A 25027-nucleotide genomic window follows, 5' to 3' on the forward strand; every position below is an offset into this window, starting at 1 on the left:
GTTATTGATATGCAGGGTTAGTTAATGCACCGCCGGAACGTACCACTTCTTTATCCGGTATCGGGTAGTATTCATGATAGGGGCGGAGGTTTTCCTTGATCACCGCGTATTCTTCCGCAATGGTTTCCGTCAGCACGCGGTAGTAGTCTCCCCAGCGCACCAGGTCCCATTTACGGCCGTATTCTCCCATCAGCTCCCGCGCGCGTTCTTTCTTCAGCTCTTCCAGGAACTCCGTTTTGCCGGGGTAGCTGGTGAGCTTGAAGTCTTCACCGGCCCTGCCTTTCACTTCGTTGATGCATTGCATGGCCAGGTCTGTATTGCCGGTTTCATTGGCGGCCTCCGCCAGCATCAGCAAGGCGTCTGCATAGCGGAACACTTTCTGGTTGTTGCCGTCTGCAATATTGGTCATGCCCGGGCACCAGAATTTGGGGCCCATCCAGGGTTTGCCGGTGCCGTTGTTGGCCATGGGGCGTTTGAACCAGGTGCCGTTGTAGCTGTAGGCCAGTATGGTTTCCTTGCGGGGGTCTGCCAGGTCGTAGAGCGACATGAAATATTCCGAAGGCGTGATGGAATTGAAAGGATTGGCGGCGGAGCCCAGCTCCGGGATGTTCACGCCGTCATACGTACTGGTGCCGGAGGCTTTGGTGGGCGTGAAGAAGGCGGCCACGGTGGTGGTCTTTTTCAGGCCGGTAGCGCTCCAGGTATACTGCACCTCAAAAATGGATTCAGGCGTGTTCTTGTTCCGGAACCAGGTATCGGAGAGCGGGTATTGCAGCAGCTGGCCGTATATCTTCCTGATCTCTTCCATAGCGGTTATGCAGGTAGCGTAATCCTTGTTCCAGAGGGCCAGCTTGCCTATCAGCATGTAAGCCATAGGCGCTGATATGCGGTTGTCTTTCACTTCAGCCGTGCGCATCTGGGGCAGGTGCGGCACGTATTCCTGCAGCTCCTTGATCAGCGCGGTGCGGGTGTCTGTAGCGCTCATGCGGCCCATTTTGGCAACTGTTTCCAGCACGGCCAGGCTGTTGATGTCTTGCGTGTAGTAAGGCACATCCCCAAAGCTGCTGGTGAGAATGTAGTAGTACAATGCCCGCAGTGCGACAGCTTCCGCTTTCAGCGGCGGCTTTTTCTCATCGGGGATGGTGGCGTTGTCTATACCGCTGAGGGCGGCGTTGCAATACATCACGCCGCGGTAGCAGGCCGTCCAGATGTTATCTCCAGCGCCGGGGTTGGCGGGGGAGATCTCCAGCTTGGCATCCAGGTTGGAGGAGTTCAGGAAAGCCAGGTCTGTAGCGCCTTCCAGGGCAATCATCAGGTCTGCCATGTAAAGGTTGTTCAGGTCCATGTAACAGCTGTTCAGCGCGGCAATGCACTGGCTTTCAGACTTGAAGAAACCGCCTGCGTCTACAAAGCTGTGCGGGTCTTCTTCCAGCAGCTTGCTGCAGCCGCCAAAGGTGAGGGTGCTGCCCAGCGCTATGGCTAAAAATATGTGGTGTTTGTTCGTTTTCATCGTCAAGATCGGTTTTAGAATTTCAGTTCTGCACTAAAAGTGATAGTTCTGCTGGTGGGGTAGGCGCCGTTGTCCATCCTGCGGATGGTGGAGCCGCCGCTCTGGGTAGATACTTCGGGGTCATACCCGTTGTAATATTTCCAGAGCACCAGGTTGTTGCCGGTGAGCGCCAGGTAGAGAGACTGCAGCTTGCCGCCGGTAACACGGGCCAGGTTCAGCGGGTAGCCTACAGATACGTTCTTGAGGCGCAGGAAGCTGGCATCGTGCAGGAAGCGGTCGTTCGGGATGTCGTCTTTGGAATCTGCCCGCGGGTAATCCGAGTTGGGGTTGCGCACGGGGTGCCATGCGTTCACCATGTAGCGGTACTGGTTGCTCAGGTAGGTACCGGTGCCCATGAACAGCTCCGTAGGGTTGTATATTTTACCGCCCAGGGAGTAGTTGAGGTATACGGACAGGCTCAGCTTCCGGATGTTGAACGTGTTCTGGATGCCGCCGTACACGTACGGGTCTGCATTGCCGAGGTAGATGAGGTCGTTATTGTCCAGCACACCGTCTTTATTCTGGTCTATATACCGCTGGCGGCCGGGAGAGTAGTAGCTCACCGCGGAAGAGGCGTACTCTTTGGTGGTTTTGTTCTTCTCTATTTCTTCCGCGTTCTTCCATACGCCGGCGTATTGCATGCCCCATACGGCGTTGAGCGGGCGGCCCTGTACATAGCCGTACATCATGTACTGGGCGCCGTAGGGGTTGTCATATACAGACACCCTGTCAAGCCCGCCGATGTCTTCCACGCGCTGCGTGTTATGCGCGGCGGTAACGGTGGTAGACCAGCTGAAGTTCTTGCGGCGGATGTTCTCGTGGTTCACCGTCAGCTCTATACCGCGGTTGGAGGTTTTGCCGATGTTGGCCAGGCGGGAGCCGTAACCAACCTGCGTGGGCAGCTGCACGGTGAGCAGCAGGTCAGACGTGGTGCTGCGGTAGGCGTCTATCACAATGTCCAGCCGCTTGTTGAAGAAAGAAAGGTCTATGCCCGCGTTGAAGGTGGTGGTCTTTTCCCAGGTCAGCCCTTCGTTGGAGATGCGGGAAGGGTAGTAGGCCACGGGTTGCGCACCACTGAAAATATATCCGCCGGTGGTGGAAGAAAGGCGGGAGAGCGACTGGTAACGGGAAATAGCATCGTTGCCGGAAGTGCCGCCGCTGAGGCGGAAAGACAGCTCGCTCAGCTTGGTGAACTGTTTCATGAACTGCTCGTTGCTCACGTTCCATTTAAAGGCGGCGGAGGGGAAGAAAGCCCACTTGTTGTCACGGGAGAAGTTGGAGGCCCCGTCACGCCGCATGGTGGCGGTGAAGTAGTACCGGCCGCGGTAGTTGTAGTTCAAACGCGCCAGGTGGCTCATTCTGCCCAGGGTTTCCAGGGAAGAGCCGAGGCTGATGGTTTCTTTTGACGGCAGGGCGCCCAGGTCGTTATTCTCAATATCGTCTACAAAATACCCCTGCCCGCTGGCGGTCATGTTGTTGTACTTCCTGCGTTGTACGGTGAAGCCGTACATGGCGTCGAAGATATGGTGTTTGTTGAACGTCTTTTTATAGGTGATGGTGTTCTCGTTCAGCAGGTTGTTTTCCGAATAGCTGCTTTTGTAAGCGTACCCGCCTGAATTGGCGTTGATGCGGGTGGGCAGCGTGGAAGGAAAATACTGGTCATTGTTGCGCACCAGGTCTGAATAAGAAACGGTGGAGCGGATCAGCACGTCTTTCACCGGCTTGATCTCGATATAGGCCATGGAGCTGAGGCTTTTCTCCAGCCGGTTGTTTTTCTTCAGGAGGGCGTTGGCCAGCGGGGAATCAAACAGGGTGCCGCTGTACCATTGCGAGTTCCAGTCGTTCAGGCTGCCGTCTTCCTTATACGCCGGAATGGTGGGCGCCAGGAAGATGGTAGAGCGGTACCAGAGCGTTTGCGTGCCTACGTCTGCATTGTTCAGTGCCCGGTCTACGTTGGAGTAGTTGAAGCGCACGCCGGCTTTCACGAACTTGCTGATGGTCCTGTCGAGGTTGAGGCGCACCTGGTAGCGTTTCATGCCGCTGTTGAGGATGATGCCCTGGTTGTTATTATAGTTGGCGGAGAAATAATATTGCGTGGCCTTGTCACCGCCGGAAGCGGAAAACGTCAGGTTGTGATAAGGCGCGCGGCGGGTGATCTCTTTGGTCCAGTTGGTGCCTTCTCCCAGCGCCAGCGGGTCAGGGTAGGGATATTCTTCCAGCGGTTTGGTCTGGTTAGCCGTGCTGGCAAAATAATAACGGTCGTTCTGCAGCTGCGCAAATTCCGTGGCGTTCATCAGGTCCAGGTAGCGGGGCAGCTCTGAAATGCCCACATCGTTGCGCAGCGTAAAATTGGTTTTACCGGTTTTGCTGCCGCCTGTTTTGGTGGTGATGATGATAACGCCGTTGCTGCCGCGGGAGCCGTAAATAGCGGTGGAAGAAGCGTCTTTCAGCACGCTGATGCTGGCAATGTCTGAAGGGTTCAGCTCGTTGAGGTTGGTGATGGCGTCCATGAGCCCGTCTACAATGTACAGCGGCTCGTTGCTGGCGGTAATGGAGCGCGTGCCCCTGATGCGCACGGAAGTGCCTGCACCGGGCTCGCCGTCTGTAGACACGAACTCTGCGCCCGCAATGCGGCCCTGCAGCATCTGGTCTACGCGGCTCACGGGCACGTCTGCCAGGTCTGACATTTTCACGGTAGATACGGCGCCGGTCAGGTCTTTTTTGGTAACGCTGCCGTAACCGATCACCACTACTTCATTCATGCTTTTATTGGAAGGCTGCAGTGTCACTGTCAGCGGCTGCTTGATGTCTTTCACCGGCAGTGCCCGCCTGTCAAAACCGATGTAGGAAATATAGATCACGTCCTGCTGGCCGGCGGTAATGCTGAACTCGCCTTTTTCGTTGGTCTGCACGCCGCGGTTGGTACCGGCAACAGATACGGTGGCGCCCGGGAGGGGATTGCCCGCTTCATCCGTTACCGTGCCTTTCACAGGCGGGTCTGCCACCACGGCGGGCTGCTGCGCGGGCGTAGCGGCCGTTTGCGCACGTTCCTTGATGGTGATGGTTTTGCTGCTGATCTCGTAATCAATGGGCTGGCCGGCCATCACCGTGTTGAGAAAGGTTTCCAGCGGCATGTTCTGCGCATTGACGGTTACCGGCGTTGTTTTGCCCAGGAGGGCCTGGTTGTAGAACACCACGTAACCCGTCTGTTTTTCCAGGCGGGAAAAAATTTCCCGGAATGAGAGGTCTTTGCCGCTGAGGGTAACGGTTTGGGCGGTGACCCTGCCCTGTACCTGCAGGCAAAGCACGGTCACCAGCATGGCAATCAGTTTCATGACCAGTAATTTTTGTTTGCTGAAAACCGGCGGAGCGGGCAGGCGCCCGGCTATGACCGGCATTGTTCCTGTTGTGCGGTAGTTGATTGGCAACATGTTCGTTTTACGAATTTTAAATACATAGGCATCCCGTCCGTAACCAGCGGTTACGGTTGCGGGGCTTTTCCTGTTACATGAATTATTGTGTGACGATCAGTTTTCTTCCTTCCAGCCTGCAATGCACATTGGATATTTCCAGTATCCGTGTAATGTTCATCAGGCTGAGGCTGCGTTCTATTTTTCCGCCGAACTGCATGGCGGGTATACCGTTTTCATATGTTACATCTATATCGTACCAGCGTTCCAGCTGTTTCATCACATCACTGATGCCGGCGTTCTCAAAGTTGAACATGCCGTTTTTCCAGGCCATTACCTGGCTGGTGTCTACGCGGCTCACCTTCAGGGCGCCGCCTTCCGCAATACGCGCCTGCTCTCCCGGCTGCAGCACTTTGCTGTTCACCGCTACCTTGCCGTGCAGCAGGGTGGTGGCCATTTGCGCATCGTTGCTGTAGGCGCTTACGTTGAAGCCCGTGCCCAGCACCACTATTTCCTGGCCGGCGGCCTTTACTTTAAAGGGCCGGCTGGCTTCCGGGCTGATGGAAAAATAGGCTTCGCCGCTCAGCTCCACCGTTCTGTCTGCACCGCTGAAGCTGGTAGGGTAGCGCAGGGTGCTGGCCGCATTGAGCCACACGCCGGAGCCATCTGGCAGCGTGATGTGGAACACACGGCCGCGGGGCGTATTGAGCGTGTTGAAGGTAACGGCCTCAGACTGGCTGCTGTTGTAGGATACAGAGCCTTTGCCCAGCAATACCTTTGTGCCCGCCTGGTTGGCAATGAGGCCCTGGCCCAGGCTGTCCAGCGAAATTTTGCTGCCGTCCGCCAGGGTGAGCACCGCGCCGCTCACGGCGGCGGGAATGTCTTGCACTACCGGGCTGCCTGCAGGCGGCGCCGTTGCCGGCCGTTGCTGGAAGTACCGGATGCCTGCCGCCACCAATGCCAGTATGGCGGCAGCCGCAGCCACCCGTTTAAGCAGGGTGAACACCTTGCTGCGCCGGCTTTTGCCGGTGCCCGCTTTCAGGATAACGGACAATATCTCCTGGGCGCGCGCGGCGTCTACTTCCTTCTCTTCGTCCATGCCGGCTATGAGCCCGTCCAGCAGCTGCTGCAGGGCCGCATCGTTCTCCGGCCGGGCAATGAGGGCAAACAGCTCCCGTTTTTCCTGCTGCGTGCAGGAACCGTTGATAAACCTGGAAAATAACTCATCGAGTCTGGACATAGGCGGCGTGTTCTATAAAAGGAGACAGTAAAAAAAGAAAGATGGGTCAGCGGAGGGGAAAATAAATGACACTCATAACAATTCCTTAATAAGGACCAGCGCACCGTACATGCCCAGGTGGGAGAGGCAGTATACGCGGATGAACTGCATGGCCTCGGAAAGGTGGCGTTTGACGGTTTCAGGGGAGAGGTTCAGCTCTGTGGCGGCTTCTTCCCGCTTGAGGCCGTGCTCCTTGATGAGGTGGTACACTTTTTTCTGCTGGGGCGGCAGCTGGTTCACCGCCTGCTGCAATACGCTGCGGTACTCTTTTTCCTGCAAGATGGCGCCGGGGTTGTCTGCATGGGGCAGCAGGTATTCTTCCTGCTCCATGAGCGGCGCAGGGGCCATTTGCATGGCCGTTTGTTTCAGCAGGTTAAATATATGGTTGCGGGTAACGGTGAACAGCCATGCGGTGAAATGTGTGATCTGCGGCAACTGGCCCCGCTTCAGCCATACCTTCAGGAATACGTCCAGCAGCACTTCTTCGGCAAGGGCTTCAGAGCCGGTTACCTTGAAAGCAATGGCGTATATCCTGTTGCGGTAAAGATGGAAGATTTCGCTAAAAGCCTTTTCATCCCCTTCAGAAACTGCTTTTAACAGACCGGGCTCAATATGTATTTTATGAGCAGACATCACATTGATTTAGGTTGCAAATATAATATGGCCGTTAAGAAAGGCAGTTCCATCCGCTTGCGCCCGCCTGCGCGCTTACCGGCGGCAGTAGCCGCAAAAGCTGCCTGCTGGCTGTAATACGCGGAAAAATAAAGCTCATGCCGTTGCCTTGAATTAACGATAATATAACGTGTTCAGATCCTGGTTTTGGTTGTTTTACGGGGATAAAGTACAAAATTAAAACTATCGGGAAGGAAAAAATAAAACAGCCGGGGCAGGTCTTTATTGGCGGCCTGCCCCGGCTGTTCAGCAACGTATGCGGGTTAATTATCTTCTTTCGCTTCAGAGAGGAAGCTCACCACGTCACGTATTTCTTTTTTGGACAGGATGGCTTTCATATCCGGCATGCTGGAGGGGGCCAGCGTTTTCTTCACAATGTCCGCCGCCGCAATGGTGCGTTCCGGCTCCAGCCCTTCTTTTATCTTGATGCCTGTTTTGCTTTCTCCCTGCAGTACGCCGGTGAGTTTTTTACCGTCTTTCAGCTCCAGCGTTACCATGCCGAAGCCGGGCGCCAGGCGTTTGCCGGGGTCTATGAGGGCTTCCAGCAATTGCTCGCGGGAGAGGCGGGCCGCTACGCCGTTGAGGCGCGGGCCGGCGTTGCCGCCCCTGTCGTCATACGCGTGGCATTTCATGCACTGCGCGTTCTGGTTGCGGTAGAAGATCTGCCGCCCGCGCTGCGGGTCTCCGCCCTGCAGGCTGCTGGCGTAGGAGGCCAGCAGTTCATCCTGGCTGAGGCCGCGGTTAATGGAGGCATAACGTTCTTTCAGCGCTTTGGAGCCGGTGCTGTCAATGGCTTCGCCCAGCTCCAGGTAAATGCCTGCGCCCAGTTTGCCGGCCGCCATTTTATCCAGCAAGGCGGTAATGGCGGGTTGGGTGTTTTCCAGCGGCAGGCGGCCCAGGGTGAGCACGGCGGCCTGCTGCTCTTCCATGGTTTTGGTATTGATCACGTCTGTGAGCAGGCTCACCATGGTGTTTTTGGGAATGTTCATTTTCTCCAGCAGGTCAAGCCCGGCTACACGCACCTTCTTTTCCCTGTCAGACAGGGCATGTTTGATGGCCTGTTCCATCCGCGCGTCCTGCACGGCTACCATGGCCTTGAGGGCTTCCACCCGCATGGCGGGCTCGGCGTCTCCCATTACGGCGGTGAGCAGGGCCGGCGCCGCATGCTGGATGTGGAGCTTGTTGATGGCTTTGGCGGCGCTGATCCTCACGGGCAGCTCTTTATTTTTCAGCAAGGCGGTCAATGCCGTGGCGGAGGCGGCGGTGGTGGTAGCGGCGCTTCTTTCCACGGGGCCGCGGAGGCGGCCGTCTACCCGGTCCAGCACAGAGGGTTTGGGCCATACGCTGATCACATCTATGGCTTCCGCCCGCATGGCCGCGGGAGCGCCTTCTTGCTGCGAGTAGGCCACCAGGCTGTGCAGCGCGCTGTCTGTACCCACGCGCAGGTTGGCGTTGATAACGCGGCGCAGCAGCGCTTCATTGGTGAACGCGGTAGTATGCAGCAAGCCGGCCAGCGCGGGCAGCGCGGCGGGAATGGACAGGTCGTCATTAATAGCGCGGGCGGTTTCGGTTACCACAAACTCATCCTGGTCTTTGAGGAACACGGCAATGCCGGGGTGGGCCATGCGGCGCAGGGCTACCACGGCGGCAATCCTCAAGGCGCGGGACGGGCTGGAGGCCAGCGCCAACAGCGGCTCCGGCTGGCCAATGCGGGCCAGCGCCAGGCAGCCTGCGTGGCGGAGGTAGGCATCTTCGTCATTATTAGCTTCCAGCATGGCAATGAGGGGCTGTACGGCCGGCGCATGTTTGATTCTGCCCAGGGCTTCCGCGGCAAAGAAACGGGCGCGGCTGGCGGTATCTTTCAGCAGGGGCAGCAGGGCGGCCCCGGCTTCCGCATAGCGGATGTCTCCCAGCCACTTGGCGGCCTGTGCGCGTATTTCAGCGTCCTGGTCTTGCAGCAGCGGCAGCAGGGGAGCGGCATACTTTTTATCTTGCCGGGCCAGCTGGGCGGTGCCCCAGATGGCGTGTACCCGTGCCAGTTGGTGGTCTTTCTGCTGCAGGGCGGCTTTAAACACTTCGGCGCCCTTGTTTTTCCGTTTCACCAGCTCAAACTGCGCTTTCTGGCGGATGCGCATGTCTGCATGTTTCAGCAGGCCGCCCAGCTCATCTTCCTTGCGGTCTGCAAAACTTTCTCCGAGCAGCTTTTTCACTTCAGCGCGGATGGCCATAGATCTGGCGTCTTTATGGTCCAGCTTCCAGATGCGGCCATAGTCATGCGTGTCCCAGCCGTCTATCCAGTCTGCCAGGTAGAGCGCGCCGTCTGGCCCAAAGTCAAGCCCGGTGGGCAATACGCCGCCCAGCACTTTTTTATGCTCGCCCAGCTCAAAGGTGGCGCCTTTGGGGTTCAGCTTAAAGCTGTGGATGCCGGAGCTGGAGGGGTTGCCTACAAACTCCGCAATAAAGAACGTGTTGTTGTATTCCGGGCCCAGGGCGGTGCCGGGGTTGTAGGCCATGCCGGCGGGGCCGCTTACGAAGTTGGTGATGCAGGGCGTGATGTAGGCTGCCTGGCCCTCAAAGCGGGGCAGGTACATCTTTTCGTCCATCCATACCTTGTAGGTGTTGTTATTGGGATCACGATACTTGCCGTATTGCCAGTTGCTGCGCCAGCCGGCGTCAGAACCGTTCACGATGTATACCAGCCGTTCTTTTTCGCCGGGGTGGTCTCCGTCGTTATCTTCACTGATGAGGTTGGCGTATTCGTCAAATACGAACTTGTGCGTATTGCGCGTGCCGTGGGCAAATATCTCGAAGTCGCTCCCGTCCGGGTTGCAGCGGGCAATGACGCCGCTGTTGGGGTGTTCCCATTTTTGCCCGTCAGGGCCTTTGCCGTTGAAGCCGATGTCTCCTATCTGCCAATAGATACGGCCATCAGGCCCCATCTCTATGCCGCTCATGCCGTGGCCGCTGAAGCCGATGTGTATGCCGTAGCCGTGGGAGAGGGAGATCTTTTCATCGGCTATGCCGTCTTTATTCTTGTCCCGCATCTTCCAGAGGTCTGGCGCTACGGCCACGTACAGATCTTCCCCATTGGCCAGCACGCCGCCGGCCACGTCCGTCACCTCGTCGTTAAAATCATCTACCACCAGCTGGGAGCGGTCTGCCACACCGTCGCCATTCAGGTCTTGCAGGCGGTATACATGCTCTTTTTCGATGGTGAGATCGCGCCAGTCGTGAGAGCTGTCTCCGTTCAGGTCTTTGAGCCATTTGTTGCGGTGGCTGTTTTCGGGAGAGAGTTCCTGGTGCAGGAAAGCGCGCCGGTCTTCTACCGTTTGCAGGCTGATGGAGGGAATTTCCCAGTCGCGGTGGCCGCGGATGTCAAATTCAGAGTTCTTTTGCCGGGAGGTGGTGGTGAAATACACCTGCCCCTGCTCATCCACATCGAGCGCAATGGGCGAGATCACCAGGGAGTCTATGCCCCACAGCTCAAGCGTGAGGTTGTCTGCGATGGTGGGTTTCATGGCTTTGGTGACAGAGTCTGCAAAGCGGGCGGTAAAGGTGGAATCCATTTCTTTTACGCGCAGGTCGGCGGCCTGTTGCGGCCCGCAGCCATGCAGCAATGCGGCTGTAACGGGTAATGAAAACAGGGCAAGGTGTTTAATCTTTCCGGTAAACGTGGACATTTTCAAGATTGTAGACGTTATAAAAATAAAGGCCGGTAGCCGGGCCATGAACGGCCAGTTAAAATATAGTAAAAAACAGCTAAAAGCAAGAAAAGCGGGATTTTTTGGAGGAGCGGCTTTCTGCCCCGGTTACCTGCGAAACGCATTTTTTCCTTTCTTTGCCTGTAAACATGCGCCCATGAAACATCTTGCATTCCTGTTACTGCTATGCCTGGCCTTGCCCGCGCTGGCACAGGACGCCGTTTATAAAGAGCAAAAAAATGTTGCCTACCGTACCGGTCAGCAAACGGACTATATGAAAGAACGTTGCGTGCTGGACGTATACTACCCTGAAAAAGCAAAAGGCCTGCCGGTGATAGTATGGTTCCATGGCGGCGGCATTACCGGCGGCAATAAAAGCATACCTGAAGAGCTGAAAAAGCAGAACGTCATCGTAATGGCGGCCAACTACCGCCTCAGCCCCAAAGTGAGCTGCCCGGCCTATATCGAGGACGCGGCGGCTGCCGTGGCCTGGGCCTTTCAGCATGCAGCCGAATACGGTGGGGATACGGCGCAAATTTACGTGGCGGGCCACTCCGCGGGCGGTTACCTCACCTCCATGATAGGGTTGGACAAACAATGGCTCGCCAAATACAACATAGACGCCAACCGCATTGCCGCGCTGTTCCCTTTCAGCACGCAGGCCATCACTCACTTCACTGTGCGGAAAGAAAAAGGCATTCCTGAAAAGCAGCCCACCATAGACGCCTTTGCGCCGCTCTACCACGTGCGGGCAGACGCGCCGCCGTTATATCTCTACACCGGCAACCGGGATATGGAAATGCTGGGGCGGTATGAAGAAAATGCCTACCTGGCCCGGATGATGCAGCTGGTGGGGCATAAACAGACCTACCTGTATGAACTGGATGGTTACGGGCACGGAGATATGCCGAAGCCTTCGTTTTATTTGATGTTGAAGGAGATCAAGAAGAAGAAGTGATGATATTGCAAGAAAGGCCGCCTCATTTTGGGGCGGCCTTTTGTTGTAAGGTTTATAATACAGTTAAAGAGACGGGTAGGCATCCAGCAACCGCTGCAGCTCCTTCACCTTGTCAGGGAAGCGGGCGGCGAGGTTGTGTATTTCCGAAACATCCCGGGAGAGGTTGAACAGTTCTGTTTCAGCCGGTGCCGTTTTGGCTACCCGCAGTTTCCAGTTGCCCTGGCGTACAGCTTCCAGCGCGCCTGAGGCGTTGAGGTAATAGAGCGTTCTTTCCGGCGGCGCGGGCTGTTGGCCGCTGATGTGGGCCCACATGCTGACGCCGTTCAGGTTGCCGGGCAGCGGCCGGGTGTAGCCGGTGGCGGCGGCCAGGGTGGGCAGCATGTCGTTCATGATGCAGGGGGCGGAAGAAGAGGCGCCGGCAGGTATGCGGCCGGGCCACCAGGCCAGGAAGGGCTCGCGGTGGCCGCCTTCGTAGGTGTTGGCCTTGCCGCCGCGGAAGGGGCCGGTGGAGCCATGGTCCCAGGGCTTTACAATATCCCGCCCGAACATGCGCTCCGGCATATTGTTCCAGGGGCCGTTATCGCTGGTGAAAATCACCAGGGTGTTTTTGTCCAGCTTCATGCTTCGCAATTGCTCCATAATTTTTCCAATGCTGCCGTCTATTTCTTCTATCACGTCTCCATATTCACCGGCGGCGGAATGGCCTTTCCAGCTTTTTCCGGCGGCCACGGGGGCGTGGGGCATGGGGATTGGCAGGTAGAGGAAGAAGGGCTTGCGCTGTTTCCCGGCCCGGCTGATATAGGCCATGGCGCTGTCTGTATACAGCTCCATCAGCGTGCTGTGGTCCGGTTTTTCCAGCACGCGCGTATTGTCATAGAACACGGCCAGCGTGGTGTCTGTTTTTACGAAGGGATCTTTATAGTCATGGCTGTACAGCATGCCGAAGAAATGATCAAAACCATGGGAGAGCGGTCTTGTATCCGGCCTGTCTCCCAGGTGCCACTTGCCGATGATCATGGTTTGGTAGCCCTGTTCCCTGAACATTTTACCGAGGGTGAAAATGCTGTCTGCCAATCCGTTTTTGCCGCCGGGGCCTACTACATGCCCCATGTTCACCTTGTCAGGGTAGCGGCCGGTGAGCAGGGCCGCCCTGGCGGGCGTGCAGGCGGGAGAGGGTACCATAAAGGCGCCGCTTTTAAAACCTTCACGCGCCATGCGGTCCAGGTGCGGCGTTTTGATCAGCGGGTGCCCGTAGCAGCTGAGGTCTCCATACCCCATATCGTCTGCCAGTATAAAAATTACGTTGGGCCTGGGCGTATTTTGTGCCTGTACGCCAGCCGCAGCCAGCAGCAGGGTGCATAGCAGCCTGTATAGTCTATTCATCCGTTATCTGTTTTATTGTTTTACCATCCCGGGTTTTGCGGCAGCAGGCCGGGGTTGAGATCTACTTCCGGCTGCGGTACGGGCCACAGGTAGTGTTTCGGTTCAAAGTTGCGGGTAAAGCCGCTGACGGTAATTGTTTTCAGGGCGCCGCCATCCATATACGTCATGCCGTATACTTCACCTTTCATAAGGTCTGCCGCCGTTTTCCAGCGCCTGATGTCAAAGAGGCGCAGGCCTTCCAGCGCCAGCTCTGTCATGCGCTCATGGCGTACTGCCGCGCGCAGCTGGTCCTGGCCGAGATTGGCGGCTATGGGAGGCATGTTTACGTCTGCGCGCGCCCTTACGTCGTTAATGGCCTTGTATACGCTGGCATCTATCTGGCCCAGCTCAATTTTTGCTTCCGCGTAGGTCAGCAGCACTTCCGCATAACGGAGCAGTATGATGTTGATGCCGCAGTTGCCGGGGTTGGCGTAGTCTTCCGCATTGATGTACTTTTTAATATTGAAGCCGGTGCTGGTGGCCAGGTAGGTATTGCCCACCGCATCTGCGGTGCCGCTGTTGGGAGCGGGATTGTAGGTAATACCTGAAGGCAGCGCGTCTCCCTGTATGAATATGGAGTATCGCAACCGGGGATCGCGGTTGTCATATGGATGCGCGGGATCAAAACCGCTGCCGGCTTCCGTGATGGCTTTGCCGTTGCTCATCTGGTAGGCATCGGCCAGCGTTTTGGTGGGCACGTAGTAGCTGGTGGCGCTTTTCTGGCTGTAGGGCGCCAGGCGGTTGAATATGTTATTGGCGGCCACATCCTTGATGTATTGCCGGTCCAGTATCACTTCGCTGTTATTCTCCGCGGCGTAGGAAAACAGTTGTTTATAGGAGGGATACAAGGTGTAGCCCAGGCCCATCACGGCCGCTGCGGCATCAGCAGCCTGCTGGTAGCGGCCGGCGTAGAGGTTGGCCCTTGCTTTGAGCGCCAGCGCGGCGCCCCGGGTGATGCGGCCTTTTTCAGCGGCCGCATAGGAGGGCGGCAGCAAAGGGGCGGCGGCCGTCAGCTCTGCGTCTATAAAATCCCACAGCTGCGTTACTGGCGCGCGTTTTACTTTGCCGGCTTCGGCAATACTGATGGTGGCCGTGATCAGGGGCGCATCTCCGTAGAGTGCGGCCAGCCGGATGTACTGGTAGGCGCGCAGCGTTCTGGCTTCGCCTTTCAGGCGGTTCACCAGCACGGTGTCTGTAATGGTTATTTTGTCAACGTTTTCCAGGAAATAGTTCACGGCGCGGATGCCGGCGTAGGCCCTGGCCCATTCGTCTATCACCGTTCTGTTCAGCGCGTCATAGTTGCCCCTGTCAAGCGCGGCTTCGGCGGCAATGTTCTGGTTTACGTGCGCAATATCGGTAAGTGCGTCCCAGGTGAAAATATTGGTGGAGTCCAGGAAAGGATAAAGGGCGTTGACGGCCAGTTTGGCATCGTTATCCGTTTTCCAGAAAACACCGGAAGAAAGCCGGTCGTTCGGCACGGTCTCCAGCAGGCTGTTATCACAAGCCTGGAAGCCGAGCGCCGATAGTAACAGGATGTATATGGTTTGAATACGTTTCATATGTTCTGCATTGAAGAATGATTAAAACTGGATGTTGCAGCCAATAGTGTACAGCGCAGTTTGCGGGTAGTACTGCAGGCGGCCGGAACCGGCTTCAGGGTCGAGGTTCCATTCATTCAGCTTTGATATGGTGAAAAGGTTGGTGGCGGCCACGTATACCTTCACGCTGTTCAGCACGTTGCGCGTCCATTGCTGCGGCAGGGTGTAGAGCAGCTGGATGTTCTTGAGGCGGAGGTAAGAACCGTCTATCACCAGCCTGTCTGAGGTCATCACGTTGCGGAGGTCGCTTTTCACGGGCCGGGGAAACCGGGCGTTGGTGCGTGTGGGCGTCCAGTAGTTGTTGGTGAAGATGCTGGACACAAAACCTTCCTGCACGCCCATTTCCGCCAGGGCGCCGGAAAGGCGGGCGTCTACATCGGCCACTCCCTGGAACAGGGCGTTCAGCTCAAAGCCTTTGTATTCCAGCCCTGCGTTGAACGCAAAGGTATATTTGGGAAAGGAGTTGCCGATGGCGGCCATATCTCCTGCGTCTATTTTGCCGTCATTATTCCGGTCTATGTACTTCACGTCACCGGGTTTGGTGTTGATGGCATAATGCGGGTAGCGGTCTATTTCGTCCTGCGTCTGGAAAAGCCCGTCCGAGGTGTATCCCCACAGCGTATTGATAGGCAGGCCCACCCTGATGATGTAGCGCGGGTCTGTATCCGAGCCGGTAATGTAAGGGCCGGTGCCCTTCAGGTCTGTCACCTTGTTCTGGTTGATGCTGAAGTTGCCGCCTAGGTTGTAGCGCAGCGCTCCCGCCTGGTTGCGGTAGTTCAGGGATACTTCCAGACCTTTGTTCTCTACCACGCCCGCGTTCTGCGGCGGCGCGGCCAGGCCCACTGCGGAGGGGATGGGGAGGTTCAGCAAAATATCGTCCGTTACTTTTTTGTAGTAGTCTACTGTGAGTGACAGCTTATTGTTGAACAGCGTAGCATCCAGCCCGATGTCTGTTTGTGTGGTGCTTTCCCAGCCAAGGCCGGGGTTGGCCAATACCAGCTGGCGGTAGCCGTTTACGGCGGCGCCTCCGAAGGTGTAGGAGCTGAGCACCAGTGATTCGTAGAAGCTGTACAGGTCTACAGACTGGTTGCCGGTAACGCCCCAGGAGCCGCGCAGCTTCACGTTGCCGGCCACTGTTTTGAGCGGCGCCCAGAAGCTTTCTTCAGACAGCCTCCAGCCGGCGGAGAAAGAGGGAAAGAAGCCGTACTGTTTGCTGCCGGTAAAGCGGGAAGAGCCATCGTACCGGGCGTTGGCTTCCAGCAGGTATTTATCCCGGTAGCTGTAGTTGACGCGGCTGAAGTAGGAGCGGAGGCCAAAGGTGGCGTCGCTGCCGTTGTTGGACTTGGTGCCGTCGTTAGCGCCCTGGCCAATGGAGCCCAGGTCGTTATTATAAAACCGCTCCCGGTAAGCGCTGAGGCGTGTTTGCGTGTTGCCTATCTGCGAATAGCCAACCAGCGCTTTCAGGTTATGCCCGCCAAAGTCCTTTTCGTAGGTCAGCAGGTTGTTCAAAGTGTATTCCCGCAGGGTATTGCGCGTTTCGGTAAGCGTATTGTTGGCTACCGTGCGCACAATGTTGGTGGTTTTATCGCGGTTCGTATAGGCATTGGTGTATTCCTTGCCGCCGGAGAGCATAAAACGCTCGCCGTATTGTACAGACAGTTTGAGGCCATTGATGATCTCCCATTCGCCTTTCAGGTTGCCCGTGAAATAGTCTATGCTTTGCCGGTTGGTACCGCCTATTTCCGCAAACATCAGCGGGTTGGCACCCTGCGGGCTGAGGCCGTAGGTACCGTCTGCATACTTGGGTACTGCCCACAGGGAGCCGTGCAGCATATACTGATAGATGGTGCTTTCATTAGCCGGGGAGAGAGATGAATTGTTGCGGTAGTTGGCGTCTGCGCTGAACTTCATGCGGTGCGGGGCATTGAAGTCTGTGCTGACGCGCACCTCTTTCAGCTTGCTGTTGAAGTTGGGGAGAATACCCTGCTGGTCTGCATACCTTACGCTCATGCGCGCCCTGAAGTTTTCACTGCCGCCGGCAACCGCCAGGCTATGGTTCATTTGCGGCGCCACGCGCAGCATTTCCTGGTACCAAACGTTCGGCAGCGGGAATTTTTCACGGTCTGTGGCATTCACCCAGTTGTTGATAGACTGTTCGGAGAAGCGCGCCGGAACGTTCACGCCGGCATTGGTATAAGCATCTACCTGCTCCCGCATATAGCTCTCGAGGTCCATCATTTCAGGATTGTTGATGCTTTTTTGCAGGGCGTAAAAGAAGTTGTAGTTCACGGCCAGCCTGCCTGCCTTTGCTCTTTTGGTGGTGACCATCACTACGCCGTTGGTAGCCCTGGAGCCGTAAATGGCAGTGGAGGAGGCGTCTTTCAGCAGGGAGATGGATTCAATATCGTCAGGGTTGATGTCTGACAGCCGTTGTTCAATACCGTCTACAATTACCAGCGGCTCATTTTTGCTGAGGTCATAACCGCTGACGCCGGCGGTGGCGCCGGCATTGAAAGTGGTAATGCCCCTTACCCTGATGGTGGCGCCAGACCTGCCGGGCGCGCCGCCGTTGTCAAGAATGGTAACGCCGGGGGCGGCTCCCTGGAGGGCCTGCTGGATGTTGGATACCGGCCTGCGCGTCAGATCTTCGCCGGTTACCTGGGATATGGAGCTGGTAAGGCTTACTTTTTTCTGTACGCCGTAGCCAACTACCACGATGTCTTTCAGCGCCTGCTCCTGTGATTGCAGCTGTATGTTGAGCGGGCCGCCGCCGCTCACGGTCACTTCTTTGGACTGGTAGCCCAGGAAAGAGACCTGGAGCACATCACCTTCTTCCACCGTCAGGGTGAAAGTACCATCTGCCGCGGTAACCGTGCCGGCGGGTTTGCCTTTTATTTTAATGGTAACACCGGGCAGCGGCAAGCCGTCTGAAGAGGTGACGGTGCCGCGTACAGGCGGAGCGGCGGCCGTTGCTGCGGCCAGCGGTGCGGCGGGCTGCGGCAGCGGTTTGATGATCACGTTCCGCTCCACTATCCTGTAGGAAAGGTTCAGCCCTTTCAGGCAGGCATCCAGCGCCTGCTGCAGCGAGGCGTCTTTCAGGTCTACGCTTACCGGCTGCAGGCGGTTGATCTGTTTATCATCGTAAAGGAAAAGGTAGCCTGTTTGCTGCTTGATGTTGTGCAGTACTTTTTCAAGCGGCATATTGCCGGCCGTCAGGTTGATCTTCTGGGAAACGGCCTTCCCGCTTACATGCAGCAGGCCCACCAATAAGAAGAATGCGGTCATTTTCATGGCCAGAAGGAGTTTGGATAAAGCAGGCCCCCTCATACCAGGAGCCTTCCCGATAAATTTTAAATGCATACATTTACAATGTTTGGGTAATACGAAAATCAGTCTTTGAAAGGATCGCATTTGCGGATGCCCGAACGCTTTACCGGGGGTGCTTCCAACACCTCCGGCTTTTTCGGGACTTAGCGTGGTGTTAAGTCTTCATGCCGTGTATTTTTTGGTTGATATAAACTTGTTGCCCGTTACTTACGGCAGCACGGTAAGCTGCCGGCCGCTGATGCGGAAATGCAGGTCGGCCGCCTGTAATACGGCCAGCGCCTGCTGCAGCGTATAGCTGCGGTATACTTCGCCGGTGAGCTGCCTGGCAGCCGGTTGCCCTTCAAACACCACTTCCACATCATACCAGCGGCTGAGCTGCCGCATCACCGCGTGAATGTCTGTTTTGTTGAAAATAAAAAGCCCGTTCTTCCAGGCCATGGTACCTTCCAGGTCTGCCGGCCGCAGCAGTATTTCTTGTTCCCGCATGCCGGCCTGGTAGCCGGGCTTCAGCATTTTTTGCGTGCCGGCGGCGGATATCATGACGGAGCCTTCCAGCAGCGTGGTGGTCACTTCCGGTTCGTCCACATAGGCGTTCACGTTAAAGCGTGTGCCCAGCACCGTTACTTCGCGCTGTGGGCCTATCTTCACCCTGAAGGGGGCGGCGGGGAGGTGCGTTACCTCAAAATACGCTTCGCCGGTAATGGTCACGTTGCGGGCCGTATCGCTGAAGGCGGTAGGGTAGGTGAGCGAGGAAGCGGCGTTGAGCCACACCCTGGTACCGTCAGGCAGCAGCAGCTGAAACTGCCGGCCGCGAGGCGTGGTGATGGTGTTATAGGCCACGGGTTCCCCTGCGCCTGTATGCTTGTCTTTTTTATAGGAGAGCTGCCCGTTTTGCAGTATTACCCGGGTAGCGCCCTGGGCGGCAATGGTGCCGTTGTGCAGGCTGTCCAGCTCAATCACGCTGCCGTCTGCCAGGGTGAGCACAGCGCCCGTGGCGCCGGGAGGAATGGCGCCGGCAGCTGTTTGCGCGGTTTGAACGGGTGTTGCGGGCTGTTGCGGTTTTTGCCACCATAGCAAGGTGGCGGTGGCTGCCAGTATTGCGGCGGCGGCGTAAGGCAACCACCGGCGGAGCGGCATCACACGGGCCGCTTCTTTTTTGCCCGGCGGTTCCGCCATGGCCAGCCGCACTTTGTCCAGCACGCGCTCACGGGAATCAACAGCCTCATACATCCTGGCTAAACCCTGTTTCAACACCTCCGGCCGGCCAAGCTCTTCATACAAACTGCGGTTGGCGGGAGATTCCGCCAGCCATGCATCCAGCTCCTGCTGTTCCGCCGGCGTCAATTCTCCCGTGAGAGACCTGAAAATCAGTGTGCTTAGTCTTTTGGTGGCGTCCATATGCTTGCGGTGACGGTGTGGTTTACCATAATAACAACCAGGTACCGCCGGCGTACAAGTGAAACAGGATATTTTTTTCGGGAATGAAGCGATCAGGTCAGGAGGAGGAAAGAGAGCACGAGTAAAAGGTCTGGGTCCCTGAAGATCTTCCGCAAGGTTTTCAGCGCTGTTACCTTCTGGTTTTTGACCGCCTGCACGCTGATCTGGAGGGCCGCCGCAATGCCGGCATTGTCCATTCCCTGGAGGAAAAACATTTGTACAATGCGTTGCTGCTGGGGGTGGAGCTTGTGTATTTCCCGGAGAATGAGCGCCTGGAGGTCTGCTTCAAGCTTGTCACGGAAATAGAGGTGCTCATACCCGGCTTCGGTTTCATGCAGCAGCCGGTGTTGTTTCTCCGTATGGCGCTTCTCCTGCGTCAGCACGTTCAGGCAGGCATTCCGCACCGCCACCCGCAGCCATTTATGAAGGGCGGGCATGCTGCTGAAGGAACCGGTGAATTGCCAGAGTTTGATGAATACTTCCGCCAGTACGTCTTCTGCCTGCTGAAGCGGTAAAAAACGCTGCGCAAAAAACAGCAGGCCATTGTAATATTCCTGGTAAATTTCCTCGAAAGCGGCCCTGCTGCCTGCCGCCAACTCCGTGAGCAGCATTTTTTCATCATCTTGTAGTTCACCTGTTGGCATGCCCGGGACAATCTTGGATCAGGTATAAACATACAAAAAAAGAACGTTGCACGGCCGGTGCGTCAGGGCATGCGCAAAAACTGCCAGTTCCGCATGTCTGCAAAGAAGGGGAAGTAACCGAAGCCCCACTTGTCAAGCGCTTCGCACTTTTTCAGATCGCTGATGATCTGCTGTTTGTCAGTGGCGGGAATATTGAGCGGGGGATTGGTGTTGAGGTATCGGGTCAACGCTTCTTCATCTGTACGTTTTACCTGGCTTGCAACGTACGCATATTTTGCAAGGCGCATATAGGCGCGTTGCAGGAAAAAATTCGGTTCGTAAGGTTCCAGCGAAAGGCAGGTATCCATATACTGAATAGCTTTATCAAACTGCAGGCTGTCTACGGCCGCCTTTGCCAGGTAGTGAAAAACGTCGGGATGGCCCGGATAGAGATGGCGGGCTTTGGTGTATTCCCGGTTGTCTACCAGCTCGTAGTATTGCCGGATGTGCGGGGGGCGGTACAGTTGTTTGCTTTTGTTCTTGTACTTCACTGTTGAGTCTCTTACAAGCCCGGAAGAGAAGTAGGAAACAGATAAGGTACGCTTGTCTGACACGGAGAGCTGGTGTTTCACCTGGCCGTTCACATAATAACTTTCCGTTTGCTCAGGCCGGTTGCGGTAGCGCACTTCACGCCTGGTGAGCCGGCCTTCGGTGTCTGTTTCGGTAACCTGTACCACACCGTTGCTCTTATTGGTGTAGGTGCGCCGCATGGCCACCCCGAAAGGATTGTAATAAAAGTGGGTGCCCTCCGGCTTCCCTTTTTTGATAGAACCCCGGTGGCTGACCTTGCCGTTGTAAAAATAGTCTATCACCTTGCCGGTATAGGGTTGCCCTTTGTAATAATACAGGTCTCCAAAAAGCGGGAGCTGGCCCATGGCCGGTATCTGCTTCAGTTCAGCAGGGCGGTCTACCCAGGCTTTGGTAAAGAAGTATATCAGGCTGTCATACGCCGGGAACGGAATAATTTTGCGGGTGGCCGGGTAGAGCACCATGTCATAGTAAGCAAGGTCTTCCTGCGATATTTGCGGGGCGCCGGTCAAGGGCACGGAATCAACAAAATACTTCACCCTGCTGCGGTTTTTGGGCTGCTGCGCGGCGGTGTGCAATGCGGCCATGGAGAGGAAGGTGATGATGAGGAGGCGGAACATAGCATTATTTCAATTGATACCCGGCCGGGAACCTGAAATCTTCAGTCGACATTTTTTGCTCGTTCACGACTTTTGCAACAGAAGTCCATATAAACTTGTTTTTGTGATCTTTCATGACAAACTTCAGCGGCAGCGCGCCATTGCTGGCTTCCATGTATTTATTCCAGTCGCCAAACTGGTGCCTGGCATAGGTGGCCGGGTCAACTTTTATCTTGTCTGAATAATAGTATATCGTGGTGGTAGAGCCGGTTTCCATCTGCAGCGCCTGACAGTCGAATCCGGCTATTTTTTCTTTTCCGGGATGTTTAGTGATAACAGCCGGAGAGGAAGAGCTGGTGGCTGCGTCAATTTTATGTGCAGCATTGCCCGAAAAGTGGTAGTAGGTATTAGTTTGGCCATTGTATAGTTGTATATACCGGCCATTTTCATTCAGGGCCTTATAATTTTTGTCATCTATAAGGTAGTGTTGCTCCCGTCCAAGTGCAGTATACAGTGCATTCATCGTCTCTTTCCCATCTAAATCTGTAAAAGTATGCTGGTAAACTATTTTGCCGGTAAAGTAGGAAGGGGCGTGTATAAACGAACTGAATAATGTTATCAGCATCAGACAATATATTTTTCTCATGGTATCGGTATAAGCAGTACTAAAACTAACAATTTATTGCCAACCACCCATGTTAAATATAACAAAGACGCCCGCACAGTGTGCAGGCGTCTTGATACAACCCGGGCTGCCTATAGCTTCAGCAGTACAGCCCCGCCCACTGTTTGCTGTGCGGCCACATCCCAGGCTTTCAGGAAGTAGACGCCCCGGTTCAAGGGCACGTTGGGCACAATGTTGATCTTGTGCAGGTAGTCTGCCAGCACCGTTACCACGGTACGGCCGCTGAGATCGTGCAGGGTGAGCACGTATTTCCTGGACGGCTGCAGCCCTTCTACCGTGAATTGTGTGGTGAAGGGGTTGGGGTAAACGATGATGAGCAGCTTGCTGTCAAAGTCTTTACCGGGTATGTGGGAAAGGAAGGTCTTGATGATGTGCACCCGGTCTGTTGCCACAGAATCTGTTCCGCAGCCGGTGCGCAGCCTTACGTAGATATTGTTGCCGCCTTGCTGCAATGCGCCGGGGGGCAGCAGCAGCACGGAGTCTGTGCTTTCCGGCCGCAGCAGGGAGGTGAACGATGTATCCCGCGCAAAGGCGAAGAGGCCGGGGGCGCTGCCATGGGCGGTGAGCACCACCGTATCACTGTTGTTGTTCACTACGTTGATGCTGGACGTAAGGGTGACCGCTGCAGGCGGGCAGGCCACGGGCGCAAAGCGGAACCTGATCAATGCATACGGCGTGGAGGTGGCGCCGTCATTGGCCGTCCATAACACAGAGTCTATGCCGGAGGCGTTGGGAGACGGCAGATACACCAGGCTGTCCAGCCGCGCACGGTCTATCCAGCGGTTGTACAGCTGGAGCGTATCTCCGGCGGCCACCAGGTAGCCCTGGTACGGGCCGTTGAAGAAACCGGCTGATTGCAATTGGCCGGGGCCGTATTTCACGCCGGTATAGTAATTCAGCAGACTGTCCAGCGTGAAGCGGTACGGAACGCCGGGCTGCACGGTTACTTCAAACGGCAGCACCTTTGGTTTAACCATGTCTGGCTGTACGCGGTACACGGAATCGTTATAGAAAACATAGAACGATCCGTCTTTATACACATGCGGGGGCACCTGGCTCCGGCCGTTCCAGGGGAAGCTGGCAATGAACCGTGATGCGCTGTCCCACGGCGTGTAATGCAACCCGTTTTCCCACCGGTAGTTTTCTTTGGCCAGCAGCAGGCCGCCGTTTTCAGTGAGGCCCCATAGCTCCGGGCGTACCCGTACGTCCCCGCGGTCTCCCAACTGGCTGAAGGCCAGGTTCCGTTTTCCGGAAGGGGCTCTTACGTACACCGTTGTGCTGGCGGTGGGGTAGGGCCAGGTGTCTCCCGTCTGGTCTATAGACACAAAAGCCGCGTACCCGTTGTTGAGGCTATATTGCTGTTTAAAGAAAATCTGCTGGTTGGAACCGCGCAGTATGGCCACAGTATCCGTTGCAGTACCGTTGTAGAGATAGAGCGTGGGGTTTTGATGTGCCTTTTCCATGAGGTACATGATCTGCTGCCCGTCAGTGACCACGTACAGGAACCTTTCAGACGTTTCCTCACCGGTGGCAAAGGGAGTGGTAACGCCGTTTTTGTGGAGGTACAGCGTATCGTCAAGGCTATACAGGTACCAGCCTTCGGGAGACATGGTGAACGTTCCCGGGTTGGTGGATACCCGTTGTTTTTCCGCGCCGGAACGCTGGGAGTAGAAGTAGCCCCAGCTTGTCCACAGCACGTCGTTACCGCCCACTTCCACGCTGGTGGCCTGTTTTTCCACTACCGAGAGCGTTTGGCCGCGCCACTCATATAGCGCCACCATGCCCGCCACGTCTGAAGGCACGGTAACGAAAGCACCGCTGTCTGTGAGCCATCCCTGCCTGTCTTGCTGCAGGGCCAGGGCGGGCGGTTGGTGCAGCGGAATGTCTATGGTATTGCCGGTATTCAGCTGGTGGATGTGATAAGCGCTGTCTCGCCAGTAGAGCAGCCGATCTTTTTGGAAGTCGAGCACCTGCGTGGGCCCGTTGCCGGGAATATCGTAGAAGAAATGGAAATAAGGACTTTGCTGGGCAGAGGCAGTCAGGCTGCACAGCAAAAGCAGAAGGGGGTAGATATTTTTCATGGAGATACGGTTGATAGTGTGAACGGAAGGGTTCTCGCCGTATTAAAAGTAGCAAGTAACGGCGGGGTAAAACATACTTGAATAAGTAGTTAAAGACCGGGAGGAGCGGGGGATGGGTTACTAGACCGCAGGGTTAACGGGGAGCAGTGAAGATATGCAGTAGTTGCGAACCAAGCCCGCTGATGAACATGCGTTCCTTTTTATCATGCAGCAGTTGTTGCGTCCAGTTCACCAGCCCGCCGTCACCTATTTCAAATTCCCGCTCCTCCAGGGCCACAATTATTTTCACCTGCAGGCCGCTGTAATAGTTCTTGTTGACGGGTTGCGGGCGGACGGTGACATGCAAGCCCGGCGCTGCTGCCTGCAGGTGCTCCATGCAGGCGGCTATGAGCGGGTGTGTGGCGGAATAGCCCTTTTGCGGGACCAGTTCGGCGCGTACCTGCGCTTTGCCATACACCTGCATGCAAACGGCGTTCTGCACTGTAATATGTTCGAGCAACGCGGTCTTCTCAAATGTAAAGCTGCCGGCATCGTGCCCCATGGTGGTGAGGGTACATACGGCAAAGTGCGGTGTGAAGGCGGGGTCTGGCAATGCCTGTGTTCTCAGTACTCTGCTGATGCTGCAGAACCGGTGGGCGCCCTTTGCCAGCGCGCCCGTTTTCCGCTGGTGGGCGTAGTGAAGGGCCAGGGCATTGGTAGGGTCTGCCTGCACTTCCGTGCCCCTGAGCGCCGTCAGCACTTTTTTCTGGTCTACCGCGGCTATCACAGAGCTGGTACCCAGTTGCGCCACCGGCGATAGTTCAACCGGTTCAAAACCCGCCTTTTGAAGCAGCTGGTAAGTTTGCAGCTCTTCGGCCTTCAGCCTGATAACGTCTACCGCGGCGGGTTTCACCAGGCGGTTCTGCGCATAGCCGCGCAACAGCGCGCCGGCATTCAGCTGTGCGGTGCGCTGATGAAATACGTCCAGCAGAATGGAGTTGAGGGCTGTTGCGGGGAGGCGGCGGGCGAGGGTGTTCACCAGTTCCGGGTCGTTTATTTTTTTGAGGATGTGGTGGCTGATGTTCTTCATACGGGAGCGGCGGGTTTGCGGGCCGGATG

General features: G+C 56.2%; 15 protein-coding genes. 1 reads left to right on the plus strand and 14 read right to left on the minus strand.

The features are described from left to right. Position 1 precedes the first annotated feature (1 nt). From ABDW36_RS22220 to ABDW36_RS22240, 5 genes are all read right to left on the minus strand, one after another. A complete protein-coding gene (locus tag ABDW36_RS22220) occupies positions 2-1510 on the minus strand; it encodes a RagB/SusD family nutrient uptake outer membrane protein (protein ID WP_343704129.1) in 1509 nt (502 codons plus the stop codon). Between the two features lie 14 nt (positions 1511-1524). Continuing rightward, positions 1525-4980 (minus strand): TonB-dependent receptor, encoded by a 3456-nt coding sequence (locus tag ABDW36_RS22225; RefSeq protein WP_343704130.1) that lies wholly within the window; start codon positions 4978-4980, stop codon positions 1525-1527. Between the two features lie 82 nt (positions 4981-5062). After that, complete coding sequence (locus tag ABDW36_RS22230) at positions 5063-6199, minus strand: FecR domain-containing protein (RefSeq protein ID WP_343704131.1); 1137 nt, start codon at positions 6197-6199, stop codon at positions 5063-5065. Between the two features lie 72 nt (positions 6200-6271). Further along, the gene (locus ABDW36_RS22235) at positions 6272-6871 is read right to left on the minus strand and encodes an RNA polymerase sigma-70 factor (protein WP_343704132.1); all 600 of its coding nucleotides are present in this window, start codon (positions 6869-6871) and stop codon (positions 6272-6274) included. 302 nt (positions 6872-7173) lie between these two features. Continuing rightward, complete coding sequence (locus ABDW36_RS22240; RefSeq protein WP_343704133.1) at positions 7174-10590, minus strand: HEAT repeat domain-containing protein; 3417 nt, start codon at positions 10588-10590, stop codon at positions 7174-7176. Between the two features lie 178 nt (positions 10591-10768). Here ABDW36_RS22240 and ABDW36_RS22245 point away from each other — a divergent pair, with 178 nt between their 5' ends. Then, on the plus strand, positions 10769-11569 hold the full coding sequence (locus ABDW36_RS22245; protein WP_343704134.1) for an alpha/beta hydrolase: 801 nt from the start codon (positions 10769-10771) through the stop codon (positions 11567-11569). A 63-nt stretch (positions 11570-11632) separates the two neighbouring features. On the opposite strand, the gene ABDW36_RS22250 is transcribed toward ABDW36_RS22245, so the two are convergent. The 9 genes from ABDW36_RS22250 to ABDW36_RS22290 all read right to left on the minus strand — a co-directional run bounded on the left by ABDW36_RS22250 (position 11633) and on the right by ABDW36_RS22290 (position 24998). Next, the gene (locus ABDW36_RS22250; protein ID WP_343704135.1) at positions 11633-12952 is read right to left on the minus strand and encodes a sulfatase; all 1320 of its coding nucleotides are present in this window, start codon (positions 12950-12952) and stop codon (positions 11633-11635) included. Positions 12953-12972: 20 nt separating this feature from the next. Continuing rightward, entirely contained in the window at positions 12973-14550 is a 1578-nt protein-coding gene (locus tag ABDW36_RS22255) for a RagB/SusD family nutrient uptake outer membrane protein (RefSeq protein WP_343704136.1), read from the minus strand. 21 nt (positions 14551-14571) lie between these two features. Continuing rightward, positions 14572-17880 (minus strand): TonB-dependent receptor, encoded by a 3309-nt coding sequence (locus tag ABDW36_RS22260; protein ID WP_343704137.1) that lies wholly within the window; start codon positions 17878-17880, stop codon positions 14572-14574. A 243-nt stretch (positions 17881-18123) separates the two neighbouring features. Then, positions 18124-19314, minus strand: a complete 1191-nt coding sequence (locus ABDW36_RS22265) for a FecR domain-containing protein (protein WP_343704138.1) — start codon at positions 19312-19314, stop codon at positions 18124-18126. Between the two features lie 92 nt (positions 19315-19406). Next, positions 19407-19997 carry a sigma-70 family RNA polymerase sigma factor gene (locus tag ABDW36_RS22270; protein ID WP_343704139.1) on the minus strand — a complete coding sequence of 197 codons (591 nt, stop codon included), beginning with the start codon at positions 19995-19997 and terminating at the stop codon, positions 19407-19409. Between the two features lie 62 nt (positions 19998-20059). Beyond that, positions 20060-21184 carry a hypothetical protein gene (locus ABDW36_RS22275; protein WP_343704140.1) on the minus strand — a complete coding sequence of 375 codons (1125 nt, stop codon included), beginning with the start codon at positions 21182-21184 and terminating at the stop codon, positions 20060-20062. A 4-nt stretch (positions 21185-21188) separates the two neighbouring features. After that, positions 21189-21788: a DUF4412 domain-containing protein gene (locus ABDW36_RS22280; RefSeq protein ID WP_343704141.1), complete on the minus strand. Its 600-nt coding sequence runs from the start codon at positions 21786-21788 to the stop codon at positions 21189-21191. A gap of 131 nt (positions 21789-21919) precedes the next feature. Beyond that, entirely contained in the window at positions 21920-23929 is a 2010-nt protein-coding gene (locus tag ABDW36_RS22285) for a T9SS type A sorting domain-containing protein (protein ID WP_343704142.1), read from the minus strand. A gap of 133 nt (positions 23930-24062) precedes the next feature. Next, positions 24063-24998 (minus strand): hypothetical protein, encoded by a 936-nt coding sequence (locus ABDW36_RS22290; RefSeq protein ID WP_343704143.1) that lies wholly within the window; start codon positions 24996-24998, stop codon positions 24063-24065. Positions 24999-25027 lie beyond the last annotated feature (29 nt).

The sequence above is a fragment of the Chitinophaga sp. genome (genome assembly GCF_039596455.1).
Classification (GTDB): Bacteria; Bacteroidota; Bacteroidia; order Chitinophagales; family Chitinophagaceae; genus Chitinophaga.

Excerpts from the sequence above, each read along its gene's own strand:
- ABDW36_RS22230 (WP_343704131.1), bottom strand. The coding sequence starts at position 6,199 with ATGTCCAGACTCGATGAGTTATTTTCCAGGTTTATCAACGGTTCCTGC.
- ABDW36_RS22235 (WP_343704132.1), bottom strand. The coding sequence starts at position 6,871 with ATGTCTGCTCATAAAATACATATTGAGCCCGGTCTGTTAAAAGCAGTT.
- ABDW36_RS22290 (WP_343704143.1), bottom strand. The coding sequence starts at position 24,998 with ATGAAGAACATCAGCCACCACATCCTCAAAAAAATAAACGACCCGGAA.
- ABDW36_RS22255 (WP_343704136.1), bottom strand. The coding sequence starts at position 14,550 with ATGAAACGTATTCAAACCATATACATCCTGTTACTATCGGCGCTCGGC.
- ABDW36_RS22280 (WP_343704141.1), bottom strand. The coding sequence starts at position 21,788 with ATGCTGATAACATTATTCAGTTCGTTTATACACGCCCCTTCCTACTTT.
- ABDW36_RS22270 (WP_343704139.1), bottom strand. The coding sequence starts at position 19,997 with ATGCCAACAGGTGAACTACAAGATGATGAAAAAATGCTGCTCACGGAG.
- ABDW36_RS22245 (WP_343704134.1), top strand. The coding sequence starts at position 10,769 with ATGAAACATCTTGCATTCCTGTTACTGCTATGCCTGGCCTTGCCCGCG.
- ABDW36_RS22275 (WP_343704140.1), bottom strand. The coding sequence starts at position 21,184 with ATGTTCCGCCTCCTCATCATCACCTTCCTCTCCATGGCCGCATTGCAC.
- ABDW36_RS22260 (WP_343704137.1), bottom strand. The coding sequence starts at position 17,880 with ATGAAAATGACCGCATTCTTCTTATTGGTGGGCCTGCTGCATGTAAGC.
- ABDW36_RS22240 (WP_343704133.1), bottom strand. The coding sequence starts at position 10,590 with ATGTCCACGTTTACCGGAAAGATTAAACACCTTGCCCTGTTTTCATTA.
- ABDW36_RS22265 (WP_343704138.1), bottom strand. The coding sequence starts at position 19,314 with ATGGACGCCACCAAAAGACTAAGCACACTGATTTTCAGGTCTCTCACG.
- ABDW36_RS22285 (WP_343704142.1), bottom strand. The coding sequence starts at position 23,929 with ATGAAAAATATCTACCCCCTTCTGCTTTTGCTGTGCAGCCTGACTGCC.
- ABDW36_RS22250 (WP_343704135.1), bottom strand. The coding sequence starts at position 12,952 with ATGAATAGACTATACAGGCTGCTATGCACCCTGCTGCTGGCTGCGGCT.
- ABDW36_RS22225 (WP_343704130.1), bottom strand. The coding sequence starts at position 4,980 with ATGTTGCCAATCAACTACCGCACAACAGGAACAATGCCGGTCATAGCC.
- ABDW36_RS22220 (WP_343704129.1), bottom strand. The coding sequence starts at position 1,510 with ATGAAAACGAACAAACACCACATATTTTTAGCCATAGCGCTGGGCAGC.